The organism is Streptomyces sp. NBC_00038, from assembly GCF_026343635.1.
In the GTDB taxonomy this organism is placed as follows: domain Bacteria; phylum Actinomycetota; class Actinomycetes; order Streptomycetales; family Streptomycetaceae; genus Streptomyces.
The window spans coordinates 2,437,988-2,449,747 of the sequence record NZ_JAPELQ010000001.1; the positions used below are offsets into that span (position 1 = coordinate 2,437,988).

The window sequence follows — 11,760 nt, forward strand, 5'->3', positions numbered from 1 at the left end:
GTCTGGGAACTACACAGTGGACGCGAGCAACTGAGGACAAGCCCTCGGCCTATTAGTACCAGTCAGCTTCGCCCATTACTGGGCTTCCACATCTGGCCTATCAACCCAGTCGTCTACTGGGAGCCTTAACCCATCTAGTGGGTGGGAATACTCATCTCGAAGCAGGCTTCCCGCTTAGATGCTTTCAGCGGTTATCCCTCCCGAACGTAGCCAACCAGCCATGCCCTTGGCAGGACAACTGGCACACCAGAGGTTCGTCCGTCCCGGTCCTCTCGTACTAGGGACAGCCCTTCTCAATATTCCTGCGCGCGCAGCGGATAGGGACCGAACTGTCTCACGACGTTCTAAACCCAGCTCGCGTACCGCTTTAATGGGCGAACAGCCCAACCCTTGGGACCGACTCCAGCCCCAGGATGCGACGAGCCGACATCGAGGTGCCAAACCATCCCGTCGATATGGACTCTTGGGGAAGATCAGCCTGTTATCCCCGGGGTACCTTTTATCCGTTGAGCGACGGCGCTTCCACAAGCCACCGCCGGATCACTAGTCCCGACTTTCGTCCCTGCTCGACCCGTCGGTCTCACAGTCAAGCTCCCTTGTGCACTTACACTCAACACCTGATTACCAACCAGGCTGAGGGAACCTTTGGGCGCCTCCGTTACTCTTTAGGAGGCAACCGCCCCAGTTAAACTACCCATCAGACACTGTCCCTGATCCGGATCACGGACCCAGGTTAGACATCCAGCACGACCAGACTGGTATTTCAACGACGACTCCACCCGAGCTGGCGCTCGAGCTTCACAGTCTCCCAGCTATCCTACACAAGCCGAACCGAACACCAATATCAAACTGTAGTAAAGGTCCCGGGGTCTTTCCGTCCTGCTGCGCGAAACGAGCATCTTTACTCGTAGTGCAATTTCACCGGGCCTATGGTTGAGACAGTCGAGAAGTCGTTACGCCATTCGTGCAGGTCGGAACTTACCCGACAAGGAATTTCGCTACCTTAGGATGGTTATAGTTACCACCGCCGTTTACTGGCGCTTAAGTTCTCAGCTTCGCCACCCCGAAGAGTGACTAACCGGTCCCCTTAACGTTCCAGCACCGGGCAGGCGTCAGTCCGTATACATCGCCTTACGGCTTCGCACGGACCTGTGTTTTTAGTAAACAGTCGCTTCTCGCTGGTCTCTGCGGCCACCCCCAGCTCAAGCAGCAAGTGCTATCACCGGTGATGGCCCCCCTTCTCCCGAAGTTACGGGGGCATTTTGCCGAGTTCCTTAACCATAGTTCACCCGAACGCCTCGGTATTCTCTACCTGACCACCTGAGTCGGTTTAGGGTACGGGCCGCCATGAAACTCGCTAGAGGCTTTTCTCGACAGCATAGGATCATCCACTTCACCACAATCGGCTCGGCATCAGGTCTCACCCTCGTGTCATCCGGATTTGCCTAGATGACGGGCTACACCCTTACCCCGGGACAACCACCGCCCGGGATGGACTACCTTCCTGCGTCACCCCATCACTCACCTACTGCAGGTCTGGTCCGTCGGCTCCACCACTTCCCTTTCCCCGAAGGGTCCGGGACGGCTTCACGGACTTAGCATCGCCTGGTTCAATGTTTGACGCTTCACAGCGGGTACCGGAATATCAACCGGTTATCCATCGACTACGCCTGTCGGCCTCGCCTTAGGTCCCGACTTACCCTGGGCAGATCAGCTTGACCCAGGAACCCTTAGTCAATCGGCGCACACGTTTCTCACGTGTGTATCGCTACTCATGCCTGCATTCTCACTCGTGAACCGTCCACCACTAGCTTCCGCTGCGGCTTCACCCGGCACACGACGCTCCCCTACCCATCCCAGCCCCCGTTGGGGGTATGTGCTGGAATGACACGACTTCGGCGGTACGCTTGAGCCCCGCTACATTGTCGGCGCGGAATCACTAGACCAGTGAGCTATTACGCACTCTTTCAAGGGTGGCTGCTTCTAAGCCAACCTCCTGGTTGTCTGTGCGACTCCACATCCTTTCCCACTTAGCGTACGCTTAGGGGCCTTAGTCGATGCTCTGGGCTGTTTCCCTCTCGACCATGGAGCTTATCCCCCACAGTCTCACTGCCGCGCTCTCACTTACCGGCATTCGGAGTTTGGCTAAGGTCAGTAACCCGGTAGGGCCCATCGCCTATCCAGTGCTCTACCTCCGGCAAGAAACACACGACGCTGCACCTAAATGCATTTCGGGGAGAACCAGCTATCACGGAGTTTGATTGGCCTTTCACCCCTAACCACAGGTCATCCCCCAGGTTTTCAACCCTGGTGGGTTCGGTCCTCCACGACCTCTTACAGCCGCTTCAACCTGCCCATGGCTAGATCACTCCGCTTCGGGTCTTGAGCGCGCTACTAAAACGCCCTATTCGGACTCGCTTTCGCTACGGCTTCCCCACACGGGTTAACCTCGCAACACACCGCAAACTCGCAGGCTCATTCTTCAAAAGGCACGCAGTCACGAGAGTACATGCAAGCATGCACTCCGACGCTCCCACGGCTTGTAGGCACACGGTTTCAGGTACTATTTCACTCCGCTCCCGCGGTACTTTTCACCATTCCCTCACGGTACTATCCGCTATCGGTCACCAGGGAATATTTAGGCTTAGCGGGTGGTCCCGCCAGATTCACACGGGATTTCTCGGGCCCCGTGCTACTTGGGTGTTTCTCAAACGAGCCGTTGACGTTTCGACTACGGGGGTCTTACCCTCTACGCCGGACCTTTCGCATGTCCTTCGCCTACATCAACGGTTTCTGACTCGTCTCACGATCGGCAGACCGTGAAAGAGAAATCCCACAACCCCACATACGCAACCCCTGCCGGGTCTCACACGCATATGGTTTAGCCTCATCCAGTTTCGCTCGCCACTACTCCCGGAATCACGGTTGTTTTCTCTTCCTGCGGGTACTGAGATGTTTCACTTCCCCGCGTTCCCTCCACATACCCTATGTGTTCAGGTATGGGTGACAGCCCATGACGACTGCCGGGTTTCCCCATTCGGAAACCCCCGGATCAAAGCCTGGTTGACGGCTCCCCGGGGACTATCGTGGCCTCCCACGTCCTTCATCGGTTCCTGGTGCCAAGGCATCCACCGTGCGCCCTTAAAAACTTGGCCACAGATGCTCGCGTCCACTGTGCAGTTCTCAAACAACGACCAACCACCCACCACCCCACCCTCACGGGCGAGTTCACTGGGGCCGGCAACTGAAGATCCAGACCTTGCGGCCGTACCTTCAGACACCCAACAGCGTGCCCGACACCCCACTCCACTCGTGATCAGCTTTCCACGCCCTCCTAAGAGAGCAGTACTTGCAGCCCGAGATGGACCGAGGTGCCGAATAATCAACGTTCCACCCATGAGCAACCAGCACCGGACGTACGCCGATGTACTGGCCTCTGACCTCACCCCGGAGGGATCGGTAAGAAGTGCTCCTTAGAAAGGAGGTGATCCAGCCGCACCTTCCGGTACGGCTACCTTGTTACGACTTCGTCCCAATCGCCAGTCCCACCTTCGACAGCTCCCTCCCCACAAGGGGGTTGGGCCACCGGCTTCGGGTGTTACCGACTTTCGTGACGTGACGGGCGGTGTGTACAAGGCCCGGGAACGTATTCACCGCAGCAATGCTGATCTGCGATTACTAGCAACTCCGACTTCATGGGGTCGAGTTGCAGACCCCAATCCGAACTGAGACAGGCTTTTTGAGATTCGCTCCGCCTCGCGGCATCGCAGCTCATTGTACCTGCCATTGTAGCACGTGTGCAGCCCAAGACATAAGGGGCATGATGACTTGACGTCGTCCCCACCTTCCTCCGAGTTGACCCCGGCAGTCTCCTGTGAGTCCCCATCACCCCGAAGGGCATGCTGGCAACACAGAACAAGGGTTGCGCTCGTTGCGGGACTTAACCCAACATCTCACGACACGAGCTGACGACAGCCATGCACCACCTGTACACCGACCACAAGGGGGGCACCATCTCTGATGCTTTCCGGCGTATGTCAAGCCTTGGTAAGGTTCTTCGCGTTGCGTCGAATTAAGCCACATGCTCCGCTGCTTGTGCGGGCCCCCGTCAATTCCTTTGAGTTTTAGCCTTGCGGCCGTACTCCCCAGGCGGGGAACTTAATGCGTTAGCTGCGGCACCGACGACGTGGAATGTCGCCAACACCTAGTTCCCACCGTTTACGGCGTGGACTACCAGGGTATCTAATCCTGTTCGCTCCCCACGCTTTCGCTCCTCAGCGTCAGTAATGGCCCAGAGATCCGCCTTCGCCACCGGTGTTCCTCCTGATATCTGCGCATTTCACCGCTACACCAGGAATTCCGATCTCCCCTACCACACTCTAGCCTGCCCGTATCGACTGCAGACCCGGGGTTAAGCCCCGGGCTTTCACAACCGACGCGACAAGCCGCCTACGAGCTCTTTACGCCCAATAATTCCGGACAACGCTTGCGCCCTACGTATTACCGCGGCTGCTGGCACGTAGTTAGCCGGCGCTTCTTCTGCAGGTACCGTCACTTTCGCTTCTTCCCTGCTGAAAGAGGTTTACAACCCGAAGGCCGTCATCCCTCACGCGGCGTCGCTGCATCAGGCTTTCGCCCATTGTGCAATATTCCCCACTGCTGCCTCCCGTAGGAGTCTGGGCCGTGTCTCAGTCCCAGTGTGGCCGGTCGCCCTCTCAGGCCGGCTACCCGTCGTCGCCTTGGTGAGCCACTACCTCACCAACAAGCTGATAGGCCGCGGGCTCATCCTTCACCGCCGGAGCTTTCAACCCCCCTGGATGCCCAGAGGAGTGTTATCCGGTATTAGACCCCGTTTCCAGGGCTTGTCCCAGAGTGAAGGGCAGATTGCCCACGTGTTACTCACCCGTTCGCCACTAATCCACCCCGAAGGGCTTCATCGTTCGACTTGCATGTGTTAAGCACGCCGCCAGCGTTCGTCCTGAGCCAGGATCAAACTCTCCGTGAATGTTTTCCCGACTGCGTCTAATTAAAGACTGCGGGGCGACACCACGAGAGCGGAACCCTCCCGAGGAATAATCGGAAGAGTTCACAGCGTCCTCGCTGATGTTTTTCTTCAAAGGAACCTCGTCCCGGCCATGATGGCCGGAGACGGGGTATCAACAAACTTGGCGTTGATTTTTGGCACGCTGTTGAGTTCTCAAGGAACGGACGCTTCCTTTGTACTCACCCGAGAGACTCTCAGGCTTTCCTCCGGGCAGTTTCCCTTCGGTCTTGCGTTTCCGACTCTATCAGACTCTTTCGTGTCCGATTCCCTGTCGGCGGGTTTATCTCGGGCCTTTGAGCGCTTTCGCGTTCCGGCCTTTCGACATTCACTACGTTAGCCGATTCCCTCCGCAACTCATAATCGAGTTCCGCGAGTTCGAATTAAGGCATGCAGGCACGCCGAATTCGCCCCCGCCGAGGGGAGTCGTAGGTAGTGGGTTGGCCGCTCTCGGCTGCTGGCTGAACGCCGTAACCGGTTCAAGCGGCTCGGGCTACATTACGGACCCCCCAGGGGCGAGTCAAGTTCGGGGACGTCGGGGCGTATGGGCTCGATAAGGGCTCACCGTTGCGTCGTTGGCGATCCAGAAGCGCCATGGGTGGACGCCCCCGTCACCTGCCACCCCGGTACGGGGACCGCTGCGTACCTGGTCGGAGTGGACAGGGGTGCCCGTGAGGAGGGTCAGTGGAGCGCCCTCGGGGGCGCAGGCGTCGGTGCCATCGAGGGTGCGGTCCACGTCCAGGGCCGTGGCCAGGCGGGCGGGCCCTTTGGCCAGTTCCTTGTCATTTCGGGCCGAGAGTCGACGTTTGCGGGCGAGTTCTGCACCCTCGGTGACCTCGCCGGCGCGGAGCAGGACCGCACAGGCCTTGCCCTCCGGACCGCACACCAGGTTCATGCAGTGCCACATGCCGTAGGTGAAGTAGACGTACACGTGTCCGGGCGGACCGAACATCACGTCGTTGCGGGGTGTGCGTCCGCGATAGGCATGCGAGCCGGGGTCGTTCGGGCCGTCGTACGCCTCGACCTCTGTGAGGCGGAGCTCGATCGGACCGTCCGGGGTGCTGCGTACCAGGGTGCGCCCCAGGAGGTCGGGGGCGACATCCAGTACAGGGCGGTCGAAGAACTCGCGTGTGAGGGGCGTACGGTCAGTGGCCGCGATCATGGCGTCCGAGCGTAGTCCAGATGGGTGCGTGTCGGCGGGGTGGTCAGGGGGCGTCCCCCTTGCAAGGGTGAGGGCGCGGAACCGGCCGCGGTCGGATCGCGTTTGTAGGGATCAAGGGATTCAGACAGACATCAGGACAGAACAGGCGTTGCCTGGGGAGGAAGTGACATGGGGTTCAAGCGGCTGCTTGCGAGCCTGGGGGCCGGTGGGGCTTCGGTCGAGACGGTTCTGACCGAGGTCAACACCGTTCCGGGCGGCGTCGTCCAGGGTGAGGTGCGGATCCAAGGAGGGTCCGTTGCCCAGGCGATCGAGGGTCTGTCGGTCGGTCTGCAGGCCAAGGTCGAGGTCGAGGGCCAGGATCAGGAGTACAAGCAGGACGTCGAGTTCACCAAACTGCGGCTCGGCGGGGCCTTCGAGCTGCAGGCCAATGGTGTGCACGCGGTGCCCTTCGGGCTTGAGATCCCGTGGGAGACGCCGATCACCACCATCGACGGTCAGCCGCTGCGCGGGATGAACATCGGTGTGACCACCGAGTTGGCGATCGCGCGCGCCATCGACTCGGGTGACCTGGACCCGATCAACGTGCACCCGCTGCCGGCGCAGCAGGCGCTCCTGAACGCGTTCATCCAGCTGGGCTTCCGCTTCAAGAACGCGGACCTGGAGCGCGGACACATTCGGGGTACGCGGCAGAAGCTGCCCTTCTACCAGGAGATCGAGTTCTTCCCGCCGTCGCAGTACCGCGGGCTGAACCAGGTGGAGCTGAGCTTCGTCGCGGACGACCGTGAGATGGACGTCATCCTGGAGATGGACAAGAAGCCGGGCCTCTTCAGTGAGGGCAGCGACTCGTTCCGTTCCTTCAAGGTGGGGCTGCACGACTACCAGGGCACGGACTGGGCCGCGTACCTCAACCAGTGGCTGTCGGAGGTCGGCAGCAAGCGCAGCTGGTTCTAGGCTCGGCCGGGAACCGTCACCACCGATCAGGAGGTACCGAGGTGACCGAGCTCAAGCGGCCGCCGCTCCCCCACGACTTCCATCCGCCCGTGCCGTCCTTCACGGTCGCGAGCGATGATGTCGAGCCGGGTGCGACGCTCAAGGACGCTCAGGTCTATGCGGCGGGGAACACCTCGCCGCAGTTGCGCTGGGAGGGCTTCCCGCCGGAGACCAAGAGTTTCGCCGTGACCTGCTACGACCCGGACGCCCCTACGGGGAGCGGGTTCTGGCACTGGACCGTGTTCGACATCCCGACGTCGGTCACCGAGCTGCCTGCGGGCGCGGGTACCGGCAAGTTCGAGGGGCTGCCCGAAGACGCGGTGCAGGTGCGCAACGACTACGGGTCCAAGGACTTCGGTGGCGCCGCGCCGCCGCCCGGGGATCCGGCGCATCGGTACGTCTTCACGGTGTATGCCGTGGATCAGGAGAAGCTCGGTCCTGATTCGGATGCGTCGCCCGCGGTCGTGGGCTTCAATCTGCGGTTCCACACCCTGGCACGAGCCCAGCTGATCGCTGAGTACGCGGCACCCGCGGACAGCTGAGGGTTCACTGAACGTTTGCCCGCCCCTGGTCTTGGAAGTGATCAGGGGCGGGCATTTTTTATTGCGTTGTCCATCTCGGCGTGCCCGGCCAGAGTTGATCCAAGCCCGCCGGGGAGTGGGCTTGAGCGCATAGGAGGTGGGCTGGATGCGGGACACGCTGGTGCTGAATGCGAGCTTTGAGCCGCTGTCGACGGTGACGTTGAACCGAGCCGTCGTTCTGGTGCTGCAGGACAAGGCTGTCGTCGAGCAGGCCCACCCCGAACTCCGTATGCGCGGAGCCGCACTCGACATACCCGTGCCCCGGGTGATCAGGCTGTGCCGATATGTCCGGGTGCCGTTCCGAAGACAAGCTCCGTGGTCGAGGCGCGGTGTGCTGATCCGCGACCGGCACAGGTGCGCGTACTGCGGGAGGCGGGCGACGACCGTGGACCACGTGGTGCCGAGGGCGCAGGGCGGTCAGGACTCCTGGCTGAACACGGTCGCCTCGTGCGCGGAGGACAATCACCGCAAGGCGGCCCGTACGCCGGATCAGGCGGGTATGCCGCTGCTGCGGCAGCCGTTCGAGCCGACGCCGGCGGACGCGATGCTGCTGGCCCTCGGCCGGGACGACTTCGACGCGCTGCCGCAGTGGCTGGTGCAGCCGGCCGCGTAGACCGTCGTACGTGTCTGGGGCACGCCTTCCAATGAGAAGGCGGGCCCCAGACACGTACACGCGCGTTCGTCAGTCGGTGACGGAAGGCTTCTCGCGGCGCTCTGTGCCTCCGCCACCCGAACCGCCGCCCATCGGGCCGAAGTTGCCCATGGCGCCGCTCAGGCCCTTGAGCGCGTCGCCGATCTCGCTGGGCACGATCCAGAGCTTGTTGGCGTCGCCCTCGGCGATCTTCGGGAGCATCTGGAGGTACTGGTAGGCGAGGAGCTTCTGGTCGGCGTCTCCTGCGTGGATGGACTCGAAGACCGTACGGATGGCCTGGGCCTCGCCCTCGGCGCGCAGGGCGGCGGCCTTGGCCTCACCTTCGGCGCGCAGGATCGCGGACTGCTTCTCACCTTCGGCGGTGAGGATCGCGGACTGGCGGATACCTTCGGCGGTGAGGATCGCGGCGCGCTTGTCGCGGTCCGCGCGCATCTGCTTCTCCATCGAGTCCTGGATGGAGGTGGGCGGCTCGATCGCCTTGAGCTCGACGCGGTTGACGCGGATGCCCCACTTGCCGGTGGCCTCGTCGAGGACGCCGCGCAGGGCCGCGTTGATCTCCTCGCGGGAGGTGAGGGTCCGCTCCAGGTCCATGCCACCGATGATGTTGCGGAGCGTGGTGACGGTGAGCTGCTCGATCGCCTGGATGTAGCTGGCCACTTCGTACGTCGCGGCGCGGGCGTCGGTCACCTGGTAGTAGATGACGGTGTCGATGTTGACGACCAGGTTGTCCTGGGTGATCACCGGCTGCGGAGGGAAGGGCACGACCTGTTCACGCAGGTCGATGCGGTTGCGGATCGAGTCGATGAACGGGACGACGATGTTCAGTCCGGCGTTCAGTGTCCGCGTGTAGCGGCCGAAGCGCTCGACGATGGCCGCACTGGCCTGTGGGATCACCTGGATGGTCTTGATCAGGGCGATGAAGACCAACACCACCAGAATGATCAGGACGATGATGATCGGTTCCATCGTTGCTCCCCGTACCCTTCTCCGCTCGGTAATTCCTGAAGATCTTATGGTTGTTGAAGATCTTGCTGGACGAGTGTGACAGACAGTCGTCTGTGCTGTGGGGCGTTCGGTTCACTTGCGTCGTGCGAGGTCACATGACAATCGCCGTGGCTCCGTCGATGTCCACGACGTCCACCTCTTGGCCTACCTCGTAGGCCTGTCCGGAATCGAGGGAGCGCGCCGACCAGATCTCCCCGGCGAGCTTGATGCGGCCGCCGCCAGTGCCGTCGACCCGCTCCAGCACTACCGCCTGCTTGCCCTTCAACGCCTCTATGCCTGTGGCGAGTTGGGGCTGCTGGGCACGGTGCCGGGCCGCGATGGGGCGTACGACGGCGAGCAGTGCGACCGATACGGCGGAGAAGACGACGACTTGGAGTACGACACCGCCTCCGAGGCCCGCTGTGACCGAGCCGGCGACGGCGCCCACCGCGAACATCCCGAACTCCGGCATCGCGGTCACGACGAGCGGGATACCGAGCCCGGCCGCGGCGATCAGCCACCACACCCATGCGTTGATGTCGTCCACATGGTCATGGTAGGACCGCGGGTCCCGCCGCGGACAGGGCGCCGATCAGGTTGGAACACGCTTCTTACCGGGGGCTTCCCGAGGTTTGCGCGGTCAGGACATGGGCAGGCCCTGCGCGGTCCAGCGCTCGCCGACCTGTTCCACGACGAGCGGGAGGCCGAAGCAGAGAGAGAGGTTGCGCGAGGTGAGTTCGAGCTCCAGGGGGCCTGCGGCGAGCACCTTGCCCTGACGGATCATCAGGACGTGGGTGAAGCCGGGGGCGATCTCCTCGACGTGGTGCGTGACCATGATCATGGAGGGGGCGATCGGGTCACGGGCGAGGCGGCCGAGACGGCGTACGAGGTCCTCGCGGCCACCGAGGTCGAGGCCCGCGGCGGGCTCGTCCAGGAGCAGCAGCTCGGGGTCCGTCATCAGGGCGCGGGCGATGAGGGTGCGCTTGCGTTCGCCCTCGGAGAGCGTGCCGAACTTGCGGTCCAGGTAGTCGCTCATGCCGAGGCGGTCGAGGAAGGCGCGGGCGCGCTGCTCGTCGATGTCCTCGTAGTCCTCGTGCCAGCCGGCGGTCATGCCGTACGCGGCGGTGAGCACGGTCTGCAGGACGGTCTGGCGCTTGGGGAGCTTGTCGGCCATGGCGATACCGGCCACACCGATGCGGGGGCGCAGCTCGAAGACGTCGACCTTGCCGAGGGTCTCGCCGAGGATGGTGGCGGTGCCCTGGCTGGGGAAGAGGTAGCTGGAGGCGAGGTTCAGGAGGGTCGTTTTTCCGGCGCCGTTGGGGCCGAGGATGACCCAGCGCTCGCCCTCCTTGACCGACCAGGAGACCTGGTCCACCAGAGCCCGGCCCTCGCGGACCACGGATACGTCCTCCAGCTCCAGTACATCGCTCATGAGCGCGTTGTCTCCCATTGCAGTCTCGGCCGTCGCTTACGTCTGTGGACGCAGCCCCCAGGGAAAACCTACGCCACCAGTCGGCCGCTCCATTCCATCGGTCGGTCCTTAGGGTGGAGGCATGCTCTCGGAACCACGCTCAGGACGGCTGGCCGCATGGGGAAATGCCCTTTTGGCCGGACTTATTTCACCGGATGACGCGGTCCTCGCCATCGTCGGGGAGGACGCGGTGCACCGGGTCGAGGGGCTGCCGGGCGAGACGGGGCCGGTCGGCCTCACGCTCGCTCTCGGCCGGCTGCGCGCGCTCGGGGTGACCGGGCTGCGGGTCGCGCTGCCCGCGCCGGGGCATCCGCTCGGGCTCAGCGGACCGCCGGAATTCAACGCGCGCGCCCTCGACGCCGAGGAGGCCGTCATCTGCCACGGGGTGGCGCTCGGGCTCGTGCCCGAGGTGTACGAGGCCGGGCCCGACGGCGATGTCCATGTCGAGGTCGTCTGGCACTGCCTCGCCGTGCGGGAGGCGCCGCCGGCCGACGTGCCGTCCCTCGGGGAGGCCGAGCGGGAGCTGGCGGAGGCGTTGCGGGACGCCACGGAGGTGTTGTCGCGGCTGGATGTGGCCGGGTCGGGGCCGGTTGCCGAGGCGGCGGTCGAGGCGTATCGGGCTCGGGCGGAGCGGGGGCGCGAGGTGCTGGCTCCGGGGTATCCGCCGCGTGCGGTACGGGTGTTGGAGCTTGCCCAGCGGGTTGGGCTGCTGATCTCCGTCGCTTACGAGAACGGGCACGGTGGGGCTGTGAGTGCGTCGGAGATGGCGGCTCGGGCGGAGGCGTTGCGGCCGGTGGAGCGGACGGGGCGGCGGGCACAGGTGGCTGCGTACAACGCGTTTGTGGAGGAGCGGGAGCGGGGGGTTCGCTGAGCGGGGGT

8 protein-coding genes and 2 rRNA genes are annotated in these 11,760 nt (G+C 63.1%); 4 read left to right on the forward strand and 6 right to left on the reverse strand.

The annotated features are described in order from the left end of the window. Nucleotides 1-32: 32 nt before the first annotated feature. The 3 genes from OG219_RS11275 to OG219_RS11285 all read right to left on the reverse strand — a co-directional run bounded on the left by OG219_RS11275 (nt 33) and on the right by OG219_RS11285 (nt 6,203). Nucleotides 33-3,155, reverse strand: a 23S ribosomal RNA gene (locus OG219_RS11275). 322 nt (nt 3,156-3,477) lie between these two features. Continuing rightward, nucleotides 3,478-5,005 (reverse strand): 16S ribosomal RNA (locus OG219_RS11280). Together the 16S and 23S rRNA genes form the textbook arrangement of a ribosomal RNA operon. Before the next feature lie 556 nt (nt 5,006-5,561). Continuing rightward, on the reverse strand, nt 5,562-6,203 hold the full coding sequence (locus OG219_RS11285) for a DNA-3-methyladenine glycosylase (RefSeq protein WP_266825456.1): 642 nt from the start codon (nt 6,201-6,203) through the stop codon (nt 5,562-5,564). A gap of 168 nt (nt 6,204-6,371) precedes the next feature. On the opposite strand from OG219_RS11285, the gene OG219_RS11290 reads away from it, so the two are divergent. The 3 genes from OG219_RS11290 to OG219_RS11300 all read left to right on the forward strand — a co-directional run bounded on the left by OG219_RS11290 (nt 6,372) and on the right by OG219_RS11300 (nt 8,387). Beyond that, complete coding sequence (locus OG219_RS11290; RefSeq protein ID WP_266825458.1) at nt 6,372-7,154, forward strand: sporulation protein; 783 nt, start codon at nt 6,372-6,374, stop codon at nt 7,152-7,154. A gap of 41 nt (nt 7,155-7,195) precedes the next feature. Continuing rightward, a complete protein-coding gene (locus tag OG219_RS11295) occupies nt 7,196-7,735 on the forward strand; it encodes a YbhB/YbcL family Raf kinase inhibitor-like protein (protein WP_266825460.1) in 540 nt (179 codons plus the stop codon). A gap of 145 nt (nt 7,736-7,880) precedes the next feature. Then, on the forward strand, nt 7,881-8,387 hold the full coding sequence (locus OG219_RS11300; RefSeq protein ID WP_266825462.1) for an HNH endonuclease: 507 nt from the start codon (nt 7,881-7,883) through the stop codon (nt 8,385-8,387). A 69-nt stretch (nt 8,388-8,456) separates the two neighbouring features. Here the strand turns inward: OG219_RS11300 and OG219_RS11305 are convergent, their stop codons facing one another. The 3 genes from OG219_RS11305 to OG219_RS11315 all read right to left on the reverse strand — a co-directional run bounded on the left by OG219_RS11305 (nt 8,457) and on the right by OG219_RS11315 (nt 10,842). Then, nucleotides 8,457-9,392, reverse strand: a complete 936-nt coding sequence (locus tag OG219_RS11305) for an SPFH domain-containing protein (RefSeq protein WP_266825464.1) — start codon at nt 9,390-9,392, stop codon at nt 8,457-8,459. 130 nt (nt 9,393-9,522) lie between these two features. After that, nucleotides 9,523-9,957, reverse strand: a complete 435-nt coding sequence (locus OG219_RS11310) for an NfeD family protein (RefSeq protein WP_266825466.1) — start codon at nt 9,955-9,957, stop codon at nt 9,523-9,525. A gap of 93 nt (nt 9,958-10,050) precedes the next feature. Next, nucleotides 10,051-10,842: an ABC transporter ATP-binding protein gene (locus OG219_RS11315; protein ID WP_266825468.1), complete on the reverse strand. Its 792-nt coding sequence runs from the start codon at nt 10,840-10,842 to the stop codon at nt 10,051-10,053. A gap of 121 nt (nt 10,843-10,963) precedes the next feature. Here OG219_RS11315 and OG219_RS11320 point away from each other — a divergent pair, with 121 nt between their 5' ends. Beyond that, nucleotides 10,964-11,752 carry a hypothetical protein gene (locus OG219_RS11320; RefSeq protein WP_266825470.1) on the forward strand — a complete coding sequence of 263 codons (789 nt, stop codon included), beginning with the start codon at nt 10,964-10,966 and terminating at the stop codon, nt 11,750-11,752. The last annotated feature ends 8 nt before the right edge of the window (nt 11,753-11,760 follow it).

Excerpts from the sequence above, each read along its gene's own strand:
- OG219_RS11285 (WP_266825456.1), bottom strand. The coding sequence starts at position 6,203 with ATGATCGCGGCCACTGACCGTACGCCCCTCACACGCGAGTTCTTCGAC.
- OG219_RS11290 (WP_266825458.1), top strand. The coding sequence starts at position 6,372 with ATGGGGTTCAAGCGGCTGCTTGCGAGCCTGGGGGCCGGTGGGGCTTCG.
- OG219_RS11300 (WP_266825462.1), top strand. The coding sequence starts at position 7,881 with ATGCGGGACACGCTGGTGCTGAATGCGAGCTTTGAGCCGCTGTCGACG.
- OG219_RS11305 (WP_266825464.1), bottom strand. The coding sequence starts at position 9,392 with ATGGAACCGATCATCATCGTCCTGATCATTCTGGTGGTGTTGGTCTTC.
- OG219_RS11315 (WP_266825468.1), bottom strand. The coding sequence starts at position 10,842 with ATGAGCGATGTACTGGAGCTGGAGGACGTATCCGTGGTCCGCGAGGGC.
- OG219_RS11320 (WP_266825470.1), top strand. The coding sequence starts at position 10,964 with ATGCTCTCGGAACCACGCTCAGGACGGCTGGCCGCATGGGGAAATGCC.